This window comes from Virgibacillus alimentarius (assembly GCF_000709085.1).
GTDB lineage: Bacteria > Bacillota > Bacilli > Bacillales > Amphibacillaceae > Virgibacillus_B > Virgibacillus_B alimentarius.
This window is the reverse complement of record NZ_JFBD01000046.1, coordinates 22,256-41,472: the sequence shown is the minus strand read 5'-3', so window position 1 is coordinate 41,472 and position 19,217 is coordinate 22,256. Positions and strand designations below refer to the sequence as shown.

The window sequence follows — 19,217 nt, the reverse complement described above, 5'->3', positions numbered from 1 at the left end:
CAGGCGATGAAAAGTGTCATTCGGTATTAGCTCACGTTTCCGCGAGTTATCCCAATCTTACAGGCAGGTTGCCCACGTGTTACTCACCCGTCCGCCGCTCGTTCCACAAACGTCACCCCCGAAGGGGATCGATTTGCTTCCCGCGCTCGACTTGCATGTATTAGGCACGCCGCCAGCGTTCGTCCTGAGCCAAGATCAAACTCTCCATAAAAGTTTGTGTAAAATTGACACCAATCAATTCTACAAATGTCTTAGCTTTATTTCTTGCATGTAGATAATCAGATTGTATTCATGAATTTAGATCAGTTGATCTGCATCCACAACCACAAGCTATCATCTATACTCTTGACATACTGGTTGTTTTGTTCAGTTTTCAAAGATCAATGTTTCCTTTTGTCTTTTTGCGACAAGATTTAATATACCATGTTCGCAATTAGTTGTCAACTAGAAACTATAAAAAATATTTTTTCGTTGTTTTGCTATGAAATATCCCTTGCGTTTCTTTCGACAAAAAATAATATAGCATATAAAAATAATAAGTGCAATAGGAAAATCGAAAAAAGTAGCATATTCTTTTTTTCCTATTACACCTAATAATAAAATTATGTTTTGTATTGTTATACAATCCTTTAATAAAGAAATAGTGACTACACCTTGGATATAGACATCAAGATCCTATTCATCATTCGCTTTGCTTCTTTTAAGCATATATTTCATTGTTTCTTGTTCACTAGCAACGCGGCGAAATAATTGAAATACGATTTGATACCTCTCCCTCATCGCTCGTCTTACCACATGATCGATTCGTTGATCATCCATATCCATCAGCAGCTCTTCTAATTCACGTTTAAGCATATACTCCATTTCTTTTTGTTCTATATCATTAATTAATAAACCCAACATTCCTATCACCTCAAGCCCTTCATTACTGTTCACTGACTCTCTTTTCGATACTGCATCAAACAATCTCTAAAACGATTGCCTTACATTCATTCGTGGCCTTTCGCAAATTTTGTCGGTTAATCTTTATTATGTCACTTTTTCTTCACTTACTTCTTACCCCTAAAAGATACCGTTTAAAATTACTATTCCAAAATAAACCCATTTTCATCCATCTTTAACTTATATTTTTTCATTTTATATTATAGCTTGGACATATTATGCTTTTATTTTCATAGACTTTAGTAAATCGTTTCTAAATTTCATTCGAAAGTACATACACACATCAGTTTAGGAAGGAGAGGTATTATCTATGCAATACTTTTATGCAATACAATTTAACAAATGGAAACGTTGGCTAATCATAGGAATATTGGCTTTATTTACAGCTTTGTTTGTCTGGTTCGAGCAAAATGGCACCTTTTCTGTTTTCTCAAATGAGAAACCAAGTGCATTTGCAAAAGGGAATGCAGATGAGACAAATATTGGTTTAACTTTCAACATTAGCTGGGGGGAGGAAAAGGTACACGACATATTAAAACAGTTAAAAAAGCACGAAATACAAGCTACTTTTTTTGTTAGCGGTGAATGGGCTGAACGCCACCCGGAAATTCTTGAAAAAATAATCGAGGACAAGCATGAACTTGGTATGATGGGGTACCGTTATAAAAGCTATCTCGACCAGGAAATTGAGGAGGTTCGTAAAGACTTAGTTAAAGCACAAGAAATATTTGATAAGTTGGGGTACGAAGATACAAAGCTTCTTCGGACACCTAGCGGGCATTTTAACAAAGAAATCATAGAACTTGCAGAGGATATGGGTTTTCAAGTCATTCATTGGAACGTAAATCCTGATGACTGGCAAAACCCAGGTACACAAAAAATTATAGATCATGTCATGAAAGAAACTACAAATGGAGATATTATATTAATGCATGCGTCTGACTCTGCAAAACAAACAGCAGAAGCCTTAAAAACAATATTACCTGGTTTGAAAAATAAGGGATTCCATTTGGTGTCCATGTCTGAGTTGATTAATCAAGCAAACGCTAAAGCAAAATTAGTTGAATAATAAATAACTCAAAACCCCTGATAATGAATCATACCAGGGGTTTTACTGTTATATTTTACTCGGTTTTATTTTTTTATGCTGCGCAGCGTTTCTTTTATTGGCCGGGGAACCTTTCCCTTTATTAGCAGATTGTTTTTCTGAATCTACTCTTGTCAATCGGTGTAATATTAATAACTGATACGTATTGCATGCCAGCAGTGGAATAATCATGAGCCACGCATAATCCGTACCGCTTGTTCGCAATCCAGGAACCCATTCAATCGTCGTCATGACTACCATTAAGAATAAAGCAGGTATAAATGCGCGTTGATTGGTTTCCTTCGCTTTTATTTTAGCGATGATCCATCCATATACAAGGATGGCAGCTGACATAAGGATAAATAAATATAATGGAATTTCTCCTTCTGCTGCCTGATACGGAAAATAAACTAAATCAAATACAACAAATGCAATAAGTAATATTTGCACCGTAGGCCAAAACGAACGAAAAACACTAAGACCTAATCGGTTAATAAACAGATATGCAAAAAATCCTGTCTGACTGACAACCGCAAACACCAATCCAAGGCCAACAAAGAATACAAGCAGACCCAGGAATTCCAAGGCATCAAAAGGACTTAACACCTTTGCATATTCTCCAGCCTTAACAAAAAAGCTAATAATAAGACCAGCCAATCCGCCTATCGTTAATGTTTTAAAAAACATTCCAACCAATTTACGACTATTCAATTTGAATCCTCCTACTTCTATATAACTACAGATAATTTAGAATGAAATACGCTGTTTCCTTGTATTTTATCACGAACAATGACTATTTTCCTTTATGACGTGAATATTTTTTTATTTGAGCACTCATATTATATGTATGAGGAAGGAGGAGTCCCAATTGCTCCGGATTATTTTCATTTCTATATTAAGTTTCTCCATCCTATTAATTAGTGCATGTAATGGGGAAAAAACAAAAGATGCAGAATATGATACAACGAAAAAAATGGTTGTTGATATACTACAAACGGATGACGGGAAAAAGGCACTTTCGGAAATTATGGAAGATGAGAAAATGAAAAAACAATTGATTATCGAGTCTGATACCGTTAAAAAGTCTTTAAACGATGCACTCGCATCGAAAAAGGGAAAAGAGATGTGGACTAATCTTTTTAAAGATCCAGCTTTTGTTGAGACCTTCTCTAAATCGATGGCTGAAGAACAAAAAAAGCTAATCAAAAAGTTAATGAATGATTCTGATTATCAAAAACAAATGCTCGAATTGTTACAAAATCCCGAGATAACAGATCAAATGCTAAAAGTGATGAAAAGTCAACAATTTCGTTCTCATTTAGAAGAAACAATCCAACAAACATTAGAAACTCCTTCATTCCAAGCAAAAATGAAGGAAACATTACTAAAGGCTGCTGAAGAACAAGGAAAGAAGGAAAAGCAAGGACAAGAAGGAAAAAATGAAGGTGGTGGTGGCCAATCACAACAGCAAGGTGGGGGACAGTCCTAATAATACAGAAGGTTAGACGACCACGCTTTCTTCCCTATAAACGTACAAAAGAGGTGACTACAAGCACCTCTTTTCTCTTCTTTATTCTTCTACTTTTGCTATCACTTTTGCAGCTATTTTATGGTACTCTTTCCCGATCGGATGATCCTCCTGGTAAATGGATGGGGCAAAAACATCCTCATCTTCATATGGCTGTTGCAAAGGCAAGTGTCCAAGTACTTTCGTTTTAAGAACTTCCGCTAACTTTTCACCTCCACCTCGGCCAAAAACATATTCTTTTTCTCCCGTTTTTTGACTCTCAAAATAAGCCATATTTTCGATGACACCTAAAATATCGTGATCCGTTTTTAATGCCATTTGTCCGGCACGTGCCGCTACAAAGGCTGCTGTTGGGTGTGGTGTAGTAACAATAACTTCTTTACATGTAGGCAATAGCTCATGAACATCCATGGCAATATCTCCAGTACCTGGAGGCAAGTCCAATAGTAGATAGTCTAATTCGCCCCACTCCACTTCTTTAAAGAAGCTATTTAGCATTTTACCAAGCATTGGTCCACGCCAAATAATTGGTGAATTATCCTCTACGAAAAAGCCCATTGAAATCACTTTGACGCCAAAGCGTTCCACTGGAATGATCTTTTCTCCTCGTACAGTAGGGCGTTTTTCAACACCCATCATATCTGGAATACTAAACCCATAAATATCCGCATCAATAATACCAACTTTTTTTCCAAGTCGCATTAAAGACATAGCTAAGTTTACAGTTACTGTCGATTTACCAACCCCACCTTTACCACTGGAAACAGCGATAAAATGAGGATGGGATCCTCCACCCAGTAATGATGTTTCCTTTGCAGCATCTGCAGCAGGCTGGAACTTTTGAATGATTTCATCTGGTAATTGTTCAAAACGCAAGCCAACAGTTTTGGCCCCATTTTTCTTTAAAATTCCAACAATCTCTTGCTGTAATTGCATCTGCTCAGCGGTATTCGGTTTACCGATGGCAAGTTTCAAACTAACATGCTGCTTATCTTCTTTAATCGTAATCTCTTTAATACCATCGGTTTCTTCCATCGTTATATGTAAAAACGGATCCTTAATTGGGTTAAGGAGTTGTACAATTTCCTCTTTTGTTAACACAATGCGTCACCTTCCTTTTCTAGCTTCACAATCCTCAAATTCCGTCCACTGCTAGTATAACATAATTCAAACAAAAACTAAGTGATTTGAATTATAGGAAAGATGATCTAATTGGCTTTGCTATCTTCTTCCGGTTCCTTGGTTTCGTAGTGTAAAATACCTTTATAAATACTACCTGCCAACTTGCGCTGATAATCTTCTTGTTTCAGTAATTCAAGCTCCTGTTCATTTGATAAAAATCCAATTTCAACTAACGCCCCAGGAACTTTAGCATGTTTTAAAAGATACACCCCATTAATCGACAATGCTTCCCGATCCGTGTTTTCCAGGTTACGGATGATTTCCGATTGAATCATATTTGCCAGGTGCCCACTTTCTTCCATTTTCGGATAATAAAATGATTGTGCTCCATGCCATTGAGTGGCGGAAAGAGCATTTAAATGAATGGACACAAAGAAATCAGCCTTTTTATCATGGATAAATTTCAATCGATTGCGTATATCCTCCGACTTTCGATTAGCCAGCCCTTTTGTATCTTTAGCTGCTAGATCTTTGTCCTCTTCTCTCGTCAAATAAACGAGAGCACCGGACTGTTGTAAATAACTTTGCAGCTTTTTAGCTACATCTAAGGCAATTTCTTTTTCAGTTGTATCATCTTTCCCCACTGCTCCACCATCAGGGCCACCATGCCCAGGATCAAGTACAATCGTTTTTCCGGAAAGCGGAAGTGACCAGGATTCCCATGTTGTTTCACTTTTTTGAATTGGAAACTGAATGAGAAAAGCTAAAAGAAGAAAGCCTGTAATCCAAATAGCAACTTTTCCTGTTTTATTCATACGTCCCATGCTAGTCGCCCCTCGTTCTTTCATATTATTTATCTAATTTTATGGGACAAGTTGAGGGTTTATGACTGAATATAGTTAAAAGAAATCCGCAAAAAAAGGTTGCTGGTTTGGAATCATTTGCTCAAGCTCCGAGACTGAGCGTTCGTCTCCTTTTACTAATCCAACCTGATAAAGTTCGAATGGCCGCTTATAACCGAGAAACATCGAAGTAAGCATCTGGATGGTACAATGAACCCCGACTTTGGCATCTGTCTGATTCACATGAATACGTTCGATGTTTCCCTCTCTATCCAACTGATATGTGCCACTGTTCTGCTGAAAAAACGAATCTTCAACATGTAAAACCAAGTTATCGTCACTTAATTTATTTTCAAATGGGTATTTTTTTAAAAAAGTTAATACATCAACAATTCGCGCCATAAAATAAGGTATTATCCTCTGTTCAAACCTCGGTTCATCTACCAAAAGAGATAAATGATCACTTTCAGGTGCAACCATATCAATCTTCTCAACCATCGAATCATGATTAGTGATGAACTGTAGCAACAACTTCCAACCATTTATTGATGTGTAAGCAATTTCCGATACACTGAATGTATTATTTTTCACACGATAAATAACATAACCTTCCGCATGATTTTTTTCATTATACGCTACCGCAATATGTTGGTCATCTTTTAATACACGCTGTTCCCACCATTTTTCATCCCGAATTAAAGTTCCACTAAATTTTTTAGCATACGAGCTATAGATTTTATGTAGGAGAGGAATATCTCTATGTATTCGCCTTACATATCCCGCTGGATTCCAACTCCCTCTTAATTTTTCTATAGGAATGGAATAATGCTTTTCAGTAAAGGTAAGTTCCCACCCAAACTTACGATAGAAAGGAACGGAAAATGGATGCAGGAAGGATAATGTTTGTCCATTCTTTTTCATCTGTTCAAGTCCATGATAAAGAAGATCTTTAACTAATCCTTTTCTTCGGTGTTCCGGCCATGTAGCTACAGAACTAATGCCACCCATTGCGAATTCTCTCTCATGAATATAACAGGACAGTGGGACGATATGCATTTTGGCAGCAAGCTGTTCATCAACCATCCAACCCCATATCGCATGACGATTTGCCTCTTCTTCTTTTTTAGCTAAAGCCGCTTCTGATAATTCATATTGAAAGGCAAATTGGGATAAGGCAAAAATATCTCCGTAATCCGCTTTCGTTAGCTGTCTTATTTGCTGCACTACGCACTTCCTCCTCTACTCAATATTACAATATTTATTTTATCAAATAGCTGCTCCAGGAGTGACCGCAGTATTTAATAATTGTTTACGGGTTTTCCTTGGAAGAAATCGGCGGATGCTATCCTCTTGAAAACCAACTTGGAGTCTTTTTTCGTCCATAATAATCGGGCGTCGCAACATTTTGGGATTTGCAGAAATAAGTTCCATTAACTGCTTTAGAGAAATAGTATCTAGATCTATCTGAAGGTCTTGGAAAACCATTGATCTTGTGGATATAATTTCATCTGTTCCCATTTCAGTCATATAGAGAATATGCTTAATTTCCTCAAGCGTTAATGGATTTTTATCTATGTTTTTTTCGACAAAAGGAATATTATGCTGTGTTAGCCATGATTTAGCTTTTCTGGATGAAGTACAAGTTCCTGTGTAAATGGTTGTTGTCATGTCAAACACTCCTATAATGCTTATTCTATAAAATAAGATGATTTATCTTTATAAAGACCATTTTTAAGCAAATTAATTTCTAACTCATATTTCTCAATCGCCTTTTCAAACGAAATCTCCTTTGCAAAGTTTTGAATGAGATTTTGAACCGTAACGATTTTTAAAATTTGCATTACGTGCGGTAATTCACATTCATTTTCAATGTTAAGCTTTTCCTTGTCTAAAATAGCATTGATACTAGTCAAATCATCTTCTCGTTTATTTTCATGAAACATTTTATAAAAGATGATTTCTATTTCATGATTCATATTTAAAAAAGTGTGCTTAAAAAAATTACGATTTTCGGGGTTTTTAAAGTCGTATAGCAAATGTTTAAATACTTCTAGAAATGCTTTAAACAGATCCCCTTTATTTTGCCTTAAAATGGCAATAAATTTTTTATTCATATCTTCTGTCCGCTTCTCTAACAGATAAAAAAAGACATCCTCCTTGCCCTCAAAATATTGATAAAAGCTACCTCTGGGTATTTTTGCAACTTTAACGATATTAGATATAGAAGCTTCAAATAAGGGGACTCTAGAAAATTCCTTTTTAGCTGCATCGATTAATGTATCTTTTTTTTCCTCTGGTAAATTATAAAAAGTGTGCTTTGGCAACTTGTCTCCCCCATTTTTGGATGGTGACACATTGTCACGTATAAGTATAATTTTACACTACGTCAAAACACTACGCTTGTCAATTGAAAATGACATATTGTCACCTATTTGTTAAAAGGCAAGTAAACCAAGTGATACATATTACGTTCATTTCAAGGAACAATATACAGAGGCATTCTTTATAAAAAAGAAATGGAGGGTAAATACGGTGGAGCAAAACTTACATCAACAACTACAACAAGCAAGTAAACAAATAAAAGAAGCTCGAGCAGCTGTTTCCCGGGCACAGGGGTCACATACGCAGCTCTTGGAACAAGCCCATGAACAATTACAGCAAGCAGAACAAGAATTAGAAAATGCTCAAAGTCAATCTGGTACAGAAGCAACAGAAAATCCTCAATTTCAGCAAGCCTATGAACAATTGCATGATTTACGTCAGCAAGTACAAGAAGCAAGACAAAATAACCATGATATTTTGTAAAGGAGGGGGTACAATATGTATCCCTTTTTCATTTATGAAGCAAATGTCCTCCAAAAAGAAAAAGAAGACCAGCTATCATTAATAAAGACTTAAAATATTTGATTTTTCCTAGCTTTAAGTGGATCGTTTGAACCCATCTTTCTATAGGATAAAAGAATTCCCTTTTTCCAATTAAAAGAATTATTCCAGCAATAAATAAAAACACACCGATTATGATAAAAGTAAATGTATATATATATATAAACAAAGACGATATCTTTCAACGTAACAAACTGATTATTTACGTTATACCCAGAAACTTCCTCCCCAACATCAGTTGAAAGGATCGTTTTTTTATTCACGCTATGTCGATGGAAATTCAAATCATCATCTCTTGTTATTACAGACAGATAGCAGCACCTACAAACCCCCAAAACTTTTTCATTATCATTCACACACCTAAGGTTTTATGCATCTTTCTATTACAATATCACGCTATGCAAAATAAATATTCCCAATTTCCTTCTTTTTGGGCAAATCACTATTTCATGAAGCTGTTATTCATTATTTAGAAAAGGATCCGGAGGAAATGTCTCTTTGGCCATCTTCTACGAAGCGTAAAACCTGGAAATTAGATAAATATAGAGCGAAGATATTAGAGTGGTTAAGAGAACTTCCTGATTTGTTCATGCATTTGGTAGAAAGCCAAGGGAAATAGTTTATCTATTATCTTACATTTATCAATTTTCTGCACGATACATTTTATAAAACTCATAACCCACTCATTGTGATACAATATGATTGAAAGGAAGGCATACTTGTTCAGCAGTCCTAATTCATTCATTAAAAGAAGACAAGAAACCTTGTAAGAAATAATATGAACAATGAGGAAAAAGCCTCTTTTTAAAAACTGTCTGGACGGTATAATAAGAGTGGAAGATTATTCGAAAGGAATATGTTTATGTCTAAAAATGACACGCGTTCTAAAATTCTCAAGGCGGCGGCATATATCGTACAATCAGATGGCATATTGAGCTTAACACTCGAAGCTGCAGCAAAGCAAGCCGGTGTGAGTAAGGGAGGACTATTATATCATTTTCCGTCCAAAGATGCCTTAGTCGCCGGTATGGTACAACATCCCATGCAAAATTATATAGATAATATCGAAAAGAATGTTGATCAGGATACATTACAGCATGGGAGAGGAAGATGGACACGTTCGTTCATCAAAGGAACATTCGAGCAAAGCAATCCCGATAAACATATGGACGCTGGGTTAATGGCAGCGGCCACAATCAATCGAGATTTATTGAAGCCTGTTCAAGATGCTTATGAACAATGGCAGGATCATATTGACAACGATGGCCTTGATCCCATTAACGCCACTATTTTAAGACTGGCCGTGGATGGTCTTTGGTTTTCCGAAATTTTTGAGTTGGCCCCATTAGAAGATGATCGCCGCCAACGTGTTCTAGAAAGACTCATCCAGTTAACGAAGGAAGAATGAACATTTGAGCGGCAAGTTGAATAAAAACAATCGTTAGGTCTCTCTAGCCAATCTCATCCCTTGGTGGAATTTTAAGGACGAATACGCCAAGACCATGAAACCATCCTTGCGCGGCCAGCATGCCTTTAGTGTACGTATAGCGCCTGGGTACTTTGTACATTCAATAGAAGAAAGACCTAAATGACCGCCAAAGGATGGCGAAATGTCTTCAGGGAACAATGATACTCTATTACATAACGAGAAGCCCTCTAATAAAAGCAAGATGCTTCTTGATGCGACCTGCACACCGGCCGATTTTTCCTACCCAATCAATGAGGCGTACGAAAAATTGGGACACATCATTGATATACTACATGCGCCGTATCGCGGGAAGAAAAAGAGAACTCCTCACACGTACTGATATGCTCCTTCTCAGTAGACAGATATAAAAAATCTGTTTACTGAGAAGGAGCATCTTTATGTCTGAAAGAAGTTAGAGTATCCGGAAAAAAATTGAATGTCATCAATGACTATCAAAGCGGGATTCACCCCATTCCAGGGAGTTGCTATCGATATGACGTAAGCGAGGAGATAATCTAAACACGCCATGGTATTCAAGGAAAATCTGATCTACAGCTGCTTGAAATTGAAGCTTGATGTCAACATTGCTGTCTTGTTATGCACTGTGCTGTTCAGACATTGCTTGCGTAATTTAAAAGATGACAGTAGCAGTTACAAGTACATCCCGTGGTAGTACTTAGAGTATATTACGCGTGAATTTTCACCTGTTTTTAAAGCACCGCATATACAGTAAAATCCCCCAACCATAAGTGGTTGAGGGATTTGAAAAACTTGATTTCTTAACGTTTTGAGTTTTATCGCCTATCAAATCATAGATAATCTATACATACGAATCCTTTTGTATCAATATCATCATTTAAAGAAAATAGATTAATAGGGATGTAACTGGGCTCATATAGATTCAGCTTGCATCTTTTTCCATCATATAGATAGTGTTAATAGTTATATTTTTATGATACTAAATTAACCTTTTTTAAATATTCATAGTGAATACAATACAAATTATATTCTTTGTGCTTATCTTTAAAAGAGTCTACTATATTGTTTTTAAATTCGTCAGAAATCCATTTATCAAAATTTACTTTTAGATTTTTTTCATATCCAAATTGAAGCATTAATAGAAAGATGGCCTTATTAAGGCAATATTTTAATGAGTAATCATTTAAAGTAATGTCTGTTGCTAGTAAATGCCTCTCTTTACTGTCGTAAATAGAATTCCCTAATTTCTTTATCACTCTTTTTATCTGTTCATACTCCGAACTATTACTGACACGTTTAACTAAATATCCTGCTGCTTTGTAATTTTCCAGTTCGCACGCTTTCACAATAATAATCACAATAGAACTAAGAAGCTCATCCGAAAATTTCAAACTAGAATTCTTCTGAGTTTTCCATGTCTTATCTAGATCTAAATTGTTACTTTCTTTATCAGATACACTCTTAAACATTTTCTCTATATCTCTAGCTGTCCTTCTAGTTCGTTCCTTATATGAAGAATCTTCTTTAATTGCTTGGTTTTTGGTAAGCAAAGCAATTATAATCGGGAGCTCTGTGGTAATATTTTCGGTTACATATTTATATAAAAGGGACAGTAGAAAATATTCACTATACATTTCTTCTTTAATATCTAGGTTTGCCCTATTTCTAAGAAAATAGTTATTTTCTATCACAATAGAATTAAATGATTCATCATGTAGCAATGTATTTAATATTTCTTTATGACTAGTATTGAAATATAGAAACTCTATCCCCTTTAATAATTCTTTATAATAAAGAAAAGCTAATCTACCATAATTTTTAGTATATTGATTCTTAAACTCATCATCTAAGTCCTCTTTTAGCATTGGCAAGCTTACAATTAGAATATTCAGCAGTTTATTAAAATAATATTTTAAATTAATGTTATCTGCAACTTTATCAATAATTTTTAAAGTTCCACCAAGAGTTTGTATATATATTTTCTCATGGCGATCGGTTATTTCATTTGAATGATAAATTATTGATTGTATATTACCACTTATTTTACTCCAATCATTCACAAATTTGTCTATATATTCTTTATGATTAAGAGTCATTAAATAACAGAGATTATCTATAAAAATATCAATATCCTTAGATAATTGATTCATTTCTCTTGTTCCTAATGGAGTAGAATATGCATCGTTTGTTAGCATCTTTATTTCTTCAATATTCTCAACTAACAGGAGATTGTCTTTTTTTGTTAAATTATCTAACTTCTTGATTTTTTTCAATGCACTTAATCTCATGATATTTTTATAATTTTTTTCTATTGTTTTTCTTATATCGAATGAATTAACAAAATTAACTAGGCTAGTAATAAATATTGTCGTTGACACCACAAATAAAAAAAGGCTTACAGCTGTCATAACCTTTTCAATTGTCCAAGATGTAGTAAATATTTTCTTTAAATATACTAGATTAGGTACCGCTGGCATATCATAGAAATTATTAGGAAAAAGAAATATCAATAAAAAAGAGCTTATCACTCCAACAAACATCCATCTAGCTCTCCCCATCGACGTGAATTGGATTGGAGATATTGAAAACATTTTGCTATATATGTATACATTAATAGTTACTATTGCACCTAAGTAAAAAATTGAAGTTCTCAATACTACTGTAGAATAAACGTTTGGGTTAGTATATATTTTTATAACCAAAATACTAGTACAAATAAAAACAAGAAATGCTAAGAAAATCATTCCAGCATTTCTTTTAATGGCTTCCAACGAAGTATTATATTTCATGATTCATCACTAAAATAATTGTAAATATCGTCACTATTGATTTCATTATTTTCGCCTTCTTTATATACTTTGCTCCATGGCCCATCAGTAATGTGGCTTATTTCTACTAAATCAAAAGCACTCTTATCACGTAGGGTTCCCCACACTTCTTCAATTATTTTGATTTCATTTTGTTTTAAATTTTCAAATTCGCCTTTTATACTAGTTGGAATATCATTTTGACCATATACATTAAAACGATAATAAATTTCAGGAACCACTGGCCCGTATCTCCAGGCTTGAAATTTTGTATCTTCAATTAATGAGGTACGATTTTCAGATACTAAAAACATGGCTTCGCAAAAATAAAGTAACTTTTGCAATTTAAGATTTGTTAAGGAAAAGTATAGACCATTTTCGCTATTTTTATTGCGTAAATACAAAAGATAATTAACGACTTCATTTACTGCAGCCATATGTCTCACCCTCCAATTACTTTCTAACTTAATTGTAATACAGTGTTGCAAATAGTTCAATTTTATGGTGTTACAATAATCAAAACCATAAAGTCTATCTCTATTGCACCATCATATCACATTAATATTCCCCGTATATTTATATCATTATTAACCACATTTATTATCTGCTTTAAAACAAAGAGAGTATAAAATATCTTGTGTAAATGAATAAATAGAAAAAGGAAGCCCTTTTCTTGTAGAATTAAGTCACCACAACCAATTCACAGAAAAGAGGTCTTCCCTATGAATCAGTTTACAACAGATATTGTCAATGCTCTAGTGAAAAAACAAGATATTACTGAAGTTTTTCGGTCGCATTTAGAAAAAGCAGTCAATACACTATTGACCACGGAGTTGACAGCATTTTTAGATTACGAAAAATATGACCGTATTGGCTTTAACTCTGGTAATTCAAGGAATGGATCGTATGGGCGTACATTACACACAGAATATGGTGATTTAAATATCCAAATTCCACGCGATCGTAATGGTGAATTTAAACAACAGACAGTGGCACCATATAAACGATCAAATGACACACTAGAGTCGTTTGTGATTCACATGTTTCAAAAAGGTGTTACAACGTCTGAAATCGCTGGATTAATCGAAAAAAATGTACGGACACCATTATACACCGCAAACAATTTCAAACATGACGAAAACGATGACAGAACAAGTTGAGGCATTCAATAAGAGAACGCTGAGTGCACGCTACGTTTGCGTTTATTTGGACGCGACTTTTATTCCTGTTCGCCGTGAAACAGTTTCGAAAGAAGCCGTTTATTTAGCAGTCGGCATCAGCGAGGACGGTACAAAAGAAGTGCTTGCCTATACAATTGCCCCGACGGAATCTGCATTTAACTGGCAGGAACTACTAGTTGATCTAAAAGAACGTGGCGTAGAAAAGGTCCTTCTCTTCATTTCAGACGGTTTAAAAGGCATGGCGGATGCCATTTTTTCGGTATTTCCCAAGTCACAGTACCAGACGTGCTTAGTTCACGTGGCCCGTAACTTGTCGCACAAAGTGCGTGTGGAAGATCGGAGTGAGGTTTGTGATGATTTTAAAACCGTTTACCGAGCCGATAGTCAGGAAGGTGGGCAAGAAGCATTGGATGCCTTCTGTGAAAAGTGGCAAAAAGCATATCCGAAATTAACGAAATCACTCGCTGAAAACCCATATTTACTGACGTTCTACAGATTCCCTCAATCTATTTGGCGAAGCATTTACTCGACGAATTTGATTGAGTCCTTTAACAAGCAAATCAAGAAATATACAAAGCGTAAAGAGCAGTTTCCGAATGAAGAAGCACTCGAACGCTTCCTAGTATCACAGTTTGAGGATTATAATCATCGCTTCGCCACTCGATGCCATATCGGATTTGACAAAGCACGCGCCGAATTAGCAGCAATGTTTGAAACGAAAGAATAAAACGGGATTCACAACGCGCGCGATTTTGAATAAAGTGTATTTTAAATAATAAACGTGATGGTCTACTAGAAAAAGGGGATTGTCATTTACACAAAATTATTGACACTCCCAAAACAAATTTTTAATACATATCTTATCGTTTGTAGACTACTTAAACCATATTTATTTTCTAAAAACCACGATTTCCACCCCATTTTTCGCTATTTCCTATTTAAAAGCCCAAAGTCACCACCCATTTCACATTCTTCTCACTCGTTCTTCACTTCAAATTCACCATCCACTTCACCAAATGTTCCCTCGAGATTCACCAATCAAAATTTCAATGCTTTCTGCTTATATTTATATAAATTTAAAAAGTAGAGAAACTTTTACGAGTTTTGCAATCTTTTGCTTTTAGCTCTTTCAATACTCCTTGAAGTTTCACATGTTACTGATTGCTATTTTCTTATTTCTTGCTTCTGCCTATTTCCATTACAAAAAGCTTTCTGCCATTTCTAAATTGACTCAATTTCATTTTCTTTACGAATTGCTTTTTAATATTTCTACCTAAATGCTACTTTCTACCAAAGAAGGGACTTCTTTAAATATTTTGCTTATCACTGTTTCTAATCAAATCCATTTATCTTCGCATCCTTATCGACTTGGTTAAATTATCTCTATTTATTGCTTTACACTCTTTCAGCTTTTTTAAAATATCTAGATCATGATTAAACAGGTTTTCATAACTTCATTAATTCTTGTAAATCATGCTTTCAGCTCTTTTATACTTTTCTACTATTAAATAGCCTTTGTCACACATCTAAAAGACTTTCAGTAATTGCGTCTACCTTCATCTCTAAAATGTAATCTTGCCCACTGTATAAAGGATTCTGCACTATTCTGTATAAATGCTGTTTTAAGTTATGTATTTCATCCAATTCTAAAAGCATTCGCAACTCATCAATAGAAAAATCTACTTTAACTGTTTCTTCACACATTTCTCTTAAATCGTGCATAAATGGAAATAAGTTATGCCATGCTAATACGTAAATATCTACTTCCTCCTTTTCATCAAAGCCAACATAACTGAACTCCTTCCGATCCAAAATATAACTTTCTATAAGACCCGAATCCACAGTTAAAAACGACTTATCATTTCTACATTCACTCCCCTTACTCCCCTGTTCAACTACACTTACATAAATCACATCATCAACTCCTTTGCTGGATATACTATCATGACTGGCTATAGAATATCCGCTCTTTAATGTATAAATGCTTTCTAACACAAAAAACCTTTGCTCGTCTGAATACGAACAAAGGAAGTTTAATTCAGTTCTATGTTATTTTCGTTTAAACAAATCAACGATTCTATCTGCAGCTACATAGCCTATAATGACATTTAAAATGCTCTTGCCATTGATTCCAAGACCGTTAGCAGCCTGACCTGTCTTGCCAAAAATAAACATCATTACACTAATCATGACTACATAAATTCCGTACAAATATGTAAGTAACCAAAGAAAGGTGCTTAATCCTCCATCGACAAAATATGCAATGATCCCGAGAATTAAAACTCTCATAAATCGATTCGTTGTCTTGCTCCTAAAGCCCAAAAGGCTGTTAAATATAACATATGCACATACCAATAAAACACCTATCCCACCAACAACAAACATGTAAAAGTCATCCACTCTTTACACTCCTCTCACTTCAGCAATGTCCGCATTCTAAACCTGATTTGCTACTTCAATTAAGAGATCCTTTATTTTGAGTCATGTTACCATGATCCTCGGTCAATATCCGCATCACCTGTATAAACAGCTATATTTGACCATTAAAAAGCCCTTTGTCTGCTTAGTGAAACAAACAAAGGGTCATGACTTACTTTATTCTGTTGTCTATTTAAATCCCCCCATGGTATGGAATATTACTGTTCGTTAAGTGAATACGAACATCGACTAAAGGTGATTAGTTAGTGAAAAGACGTATAGCTTTCCTTACTCCTTTTAAAAAGCCACCTGTTAAATAGATAATGCTTTAACATTTCCAATTATCTATGACTTTAAAAAGAAAAGCTATGTCTAAATATACCGTCTTCCAAATCGTTCATCAAATGATTTCATCTCTTTCTTATCAGAAATATAGATAGTTTAAACAGATAATTATTCCATCTAAATATAATAATTTTTCTGCCATTTCTCCTATGAAATCATCATATTTTCTATTGTTTAAAACATCTTTCCTTCTATGATTTGCTACGTCTTCTATATCCGTATATAGTTTGCTAATTATCTTTATTATCATTCCATTTAGCTATAATAACTTCGTCAACTTCTTCATCTTCTGGATTCATTGAATATCTGAAGCTTAAATTGTATGAACTGCCCAAACGTTCATATAAACTTGGTCTATACAACCTTGTTTTATTATCATTAAAAAGACTACGTTGACCACGTTCACCATTTTCTTTAACTGGATTTCTTCTAACTGAAAAACAGTATTTTTTTCTTGGATCCTCTGAATCACTTTTACTCAACGAATTACACATAACTTCTTTTTGATCTTCACTTTTACCTTCTATAACTTCTGTCGGAATAAATTTAGAAAATGTTTTCGCAAATTGAAATAAAATTTCTCCTAAATTATTACTGTATTCAATGCCAAAATACTCCCGTAGTGTTTGGGGATCAGTTAAAAGTTTTACTGAATTTGCATAGACCGCTAATATATCTGAAAAGTCATTTTCATTTAAAAATTCAAGTTTAACCAAAGCATATTTTGGAGCCTTTTCATCTTTTTCCAGTAACTTGACCAATACAATATAATTCTGTTGTTTATAACGAAATCTAAAAGAATCTATGACCCACCCTTTAGCCTTCATATTTTGTTTTAGTAATTTCAAGTTTTCAAATACATGTGCCACAATGAGTCCCTCCATATATCTTTTTTAACTACATTATAGCAAAGTTGCAAAACATCTACTTCCTTTTAAATCAATAAAAAAGTCTAGCCGGTATCCCTCGACTAGACTTTTTTCGTTTTCTTCGGTACTTATAATATTTGTGCTTCCATTTTTGCAAGTTCATCAGCTCTCTCATTAAATTTGTTACCTGAATGTGCTTTGATTTTGAAAAAGTGAATGTTAAGATACTTTTGATATTCTTGCATTCTATCAGCATAATCTGCCGTCATAGTTTTGTTTGCATTCCATGACCCATTCGCCCAATTTTCAATGCCAATATAATCATAACAGATCATGAATTCTGTGAACTCATTAGCAATTGCCCACTCTACAGCCTCTAAAGCGGCAGTAATTTCTCCAGCAATATTCCACGTATTTTCAGCCTTATCTATTTCCGCATTTCCAGACTTTGTAGCAATTTCTATTCCTTCTTTAACCATTACACACCCATAACCAACTAATTCTTTTTCGTTGTTGTAACTACCATCTACGTAAAATTGTGGTAAAAACGTTTTGTTTACAGACGCTTCTTTCTTTTTTCCTCTAGCTCCCGGCTTATTTTCTCCATTCATAAACGCTTCAGCGTCACTCAGGTTTGTAAATTTTTTATAAACAGCATTGCTAAACTTGTGTGTTTGTTCCTTGCATTCTGACCAAGTACTATAAATACCTTTTTTTCTTCCATTTCTAACTGCATAATATGCTTTACTCATATAAAACTCTCCTTGTTTAAATTTTTTTAGCTCTGTTTATCACTCTTATCTACCACTCTAACTCACCTAAATATTACATCGCTTTGCATTGCATATAATTTTAATTATATCCCCCTTTTATTCAACTTGCGGTTGACAATAGCTAATAACAAGAGCTTATTTCTAATATAAACCATTTTTCTCTTCCATTTTCTGAAATTCTTATCCAAATCATATATCAGAGTACTCTTGAAATTATACATTTTTCAATAACGTTATTCTTCAACACCGTTTCCTCTCTCCTTATCTTATCTTTTCCGTATATGATTTCCATCTCTCTCTATTCTCACCTCATATGTCTCTCTACTTCTTTATCTCTTTTTCCATCTAATTCTGTTCTCTTGGTCTCAAATACTTCATCTAACACCTATGATTTATCTCTACTAACCTATAATGTATCTTGAATTATTCTAGATTAAAGGAAGAACTTTACTTGACTTATACATGTATAACAATTACACACAGCGGCGAGAATAGAAACGGCTTAGTGTTCTCTCCAGGAATTTTGGACAGACTGGTATTGTCAAAATTCCTGAAGAAACACTCACAAAGATCGCTCACAGCAACTGAGCAGTAGTATCCGTGTCAGTCTTCACATGTTTGGTCCAAAGTCGACCACGCAGGCTTTCAAACGCATCACGTCCCTTGCCTTAAGCCTATTAGAATTAATAAACTACATCCTGCGCCCTCATCCATGATTTCCTTTAACCGAACAGTTTATTTTTACGACTTTTTCTACCTCGCCACAGGTATTATTCATCGATAGCAGAACCGTCCTAAAAACACTTTCCCTATCAGCAAGGATATGTGAAGTGTACCTTACTGACACGCTGTATTTTCTGAATAGGCTACAGCTAACCTGACATCTTTTTCTTAAAGAGAGATAAGCTCGTTGCTCCCTATTTTTTATTCAGTTGTAAATGGCTACAATCCTAATATAAAATTTCTTTTCTTC

General features: G+C 34.7%; 17 protein-coding genes, 1 rRNA gene and 1 pseudogene. 5 read left to right on the top strand and 14 right to left on the bottom strand.

The features are described from left to right. Positions 1-211, bottom strand: a 16S ribosomal RNA gene (locus GZ63_RS0108280); the annotation flags it as partial. Between the two features lie 464 nt (positions 212-675). Continuing rightward, on the bottom strand, positions 676-903 hold the full coding sequence (locus tag GZ63_RS0108275; protein ID WP_029268499.1) for a hypothetical protein: 228 nt from the start codon (positions 901-903) through the stop codon (positions 676-678). Positions 904-1,252: 349 nt separating this feature from the next. On the opposite strand from GZ63_RS0108275, the gene pdaB reads away from it, so the two are divergent. Next, positions 1,253-2,011: a polysaccharide deacetylase family sporulation protein PdaB gene (gene pdaB, locus GZ63_RS0108270; RefSeq protein ID WP_029268497.1), complete on the top strand. Its 759-nt coding sequence runs from the start codon at positions 1,253-1,255 to the stop codon at positions 2,009-2,011. Between the two features lie 48 nt (positions 2,012-2,059). On the opposite strand, the gene GZ63_RS0108265 is transcribed toward pdaB, so the two are convergent. Further along, a complete protein-coding gene (locus tag GZ63_RS0108265; RefSeq protein WP_051681433.1) occupies positions 2,060-2,740 on the bottom strand; it encodes a KinB-signaling pathway activation protein in 681 nt (226 codons plus the stop codon). 157 nt (positions 2,741-2,897) lie between these two features. Between GZ63_RS0108265 and gerD the strand changes: the two genes are divergently transcribed. Next, a complete protein-coding gene (gerD, locus tag GZ63_RS0108260; RefSeq protein WP_038221079.1) occupies positions 2,898-3,518 on the top strand; it encodes a spore germination lipoprotein GerD in 621 nt (206 codons plus the stop codon). Positions 3,519-3,599: 81 nt separating this feature from the next. Here gerD and GZ63_RS0108255 read toward each other — a convergent pair whose 3' ends face one another. The 5 genes from GZ63_RS0108255 to GZ63_RS0108235 form a co-directional block, all read right to left on the bottom strand. Continuing rightward, the gene (locus GZ63_RS0108255; protein WP_029268491.1) at positions 3,600-4,658 is read right to left on the bottom strand and encodes an Mrp/NBP35 family ATP-binding protein; all 1,059 of its coding nucleotides are present in this window, start codon (positions 4,656-4,658) and stop codon (positions 3,600-3,602) included. A 107-nt stretch (positions 4,659-4,765) separates the two neighbouring features. Further along, the gene (gene cwlD / locus GZ63_RS0108250; RefSeq protein ID WP_029268489.1) at positions 4,766-5,494 is read right to left on the bottom strand and encodes an N-acetylmuramoyl-L-alanine amidase CwlD; all 729 of its coding nucleotides are present in this window, start codon (positions 5,492-5,494) and stop codon (positions 4,766-4,768) included. 84 nt (positions 5,495-5,578) lie between these two features. After that, entirely contained in the window at positions 5,579-6,745 is a 1,167-nt protein-coding gene (locus GZ63_RS0108245) for a GNAT family N-acetyltransferase (RefSeq protein ID WP_029268487.1), read from the bottom strand. 42 nt (positions 6,746-6,787) lie between these two features. Next, positions 6,788-7,189, bottom strand: coding sequence for a transcriptional regulator Spx (gene spx / locus GZ63_RS0108240; protein WP_029268485.1), 402 nt, complete (start codon positions 7,187-7,189; stop codon positions 6,788-6,790). A gap of 20 nt (positions 7,190-7,209) precedes the next feature. Further along, complete coding sequence (locus tag GZ63_RS0108235; RefSeq protein ID WP_029268483.1) at positions 7,210-7,845, bottom strand: TetR/AcrR family transcriptional regulator; 636 nt, start codon at positions 7,843-7,845, stop codon at positions 7,210-7,212. A 208-nt stretch (positions 7,846-8,053) separates the two neighbouring features. Between GZ63_RS0108235 and GZ63_RS0108230 the strand changes: the two genes are divergently transcribed. Then, positions 8,054-8,326, top strand: a complete 273-nt coding sequence (locus GZ63_RS0108230) for a hypothetical protein (protein ID WP_029268481.1) — start codon at positions 8,054-8,056, stop codon at positions 8,324-8,326. A gap of 934 nt (positions 8,327-9,260) precedes the next feature. After that, positions 9,261-9,812, top strand: a complete 552-nt coding sequence (locus GZ63_RS0108220; protein WP_318842366.1) for a TetR/AcrR family transcriptional regulator — start codon at positions 9,261-9,263, stop codon at positions 9,810-9,812. A gap of 1,010 nt (positions 9,813-10,822) precedes the next feature. Here the strand turns inward: GZ63_RS0108220 and GZ63_RS0108210 are convergent. Further along, on the bottom strand, positions 10,823-12,391 hold the full coding sequence (locus GZ63_RS0108210) for a hypothetical protein (protein ID WP_029268472.1): 1,569 nt from the start codon (positions 12,389-12,391) through the stop codon (positions 10,823-10,825). 245 nt (positions 12,392-12,636) lie between these two features. Further along, positions 12,637-13,095: a Panacea domain-containing protein gene (locus tag GZ63_RS0108205; RefSeq protein WP_051681432.1), complete on the bottom strand. Its 459-nt coding sequence runs from the start codon at positions 13,093-13,095 to the stop codon at positions 12,637-12,639. A gap of 285 nt (positions 13,096-13,380) precedes the next feature. On the opposite strand from GZ63_RS0108205, the pseudogene GZ63_RS16550 reads away from it, so the two are divergent. Next, a pseudogene (locus tag GZ63_RS16550) lies at positions 13,381-14,566 on the top strand (IS256 family transposase). Between the two features lie 791 nt (positions 14,567-15,357). Here GZ63_RS16550 and GZ63_RS0108195 read toward each other — a convergent pair. The 4 genes from GZ63_RS0108195 to GZ63_RS0108180 all read right to left on the bottom strand — a co-directional run bounded on the left by GZ63_RS0108195 (position 15,358) and on the right by GZ63_RS0108180 (position 18,223). Further along, the gene (locus GZ63_RS0108195) at positions 15,358-15,834 is read right to left on the bottom strand and encodes a hypothetical protein (RefSeq protein ID WP_198020922.1); all 477 of its coding nucleotides are present in this window, start codon (positions 15,832-15,834) and stop codon (positions 15,358-15,360) included. Positions 15,835-15,888: 54 nt separating this feature from the next. Then, positions 15,889-16,239 carry a hypothetical protein gene (locus GZ63_RS0108190; protein WP_029268465.1) on the bottom strand — a complete coding sequence of 117 codons (351 nt, stop codon included), beginning with the start codon at positions 16,237-16,239 and terminating at the stop codon, positions 15,889-15,891. 593 nt (positions 16,240-16,832) lie between these two features. Then, positions 16,833-17,471, bottom strand: a complete 639-nt coding sequence (locus GZ63_RS0108185) for a DUF6037 family protein (RefSeq protein WP_029268463.1) — start codon at positions 17,469-17,471, stop codon at positions 16,833-16,835. A gap of 128 nt (positions 17,472-17,599) precedes the next feature. Then, on the bottom strand, positions 17,600-18,223 hold the full coding sequence (locus tag GZ63_RS0108180) for a ribonuclease H1 domain-containing protein (protein ID WP_029268461.1): 624 nt from the start codon (positions 18,221-18,223) through the stop codon (positions 17,600-17,602). Between the last annotated feature and the right edge of the window lie 994 nt (positions 18,224-19,217).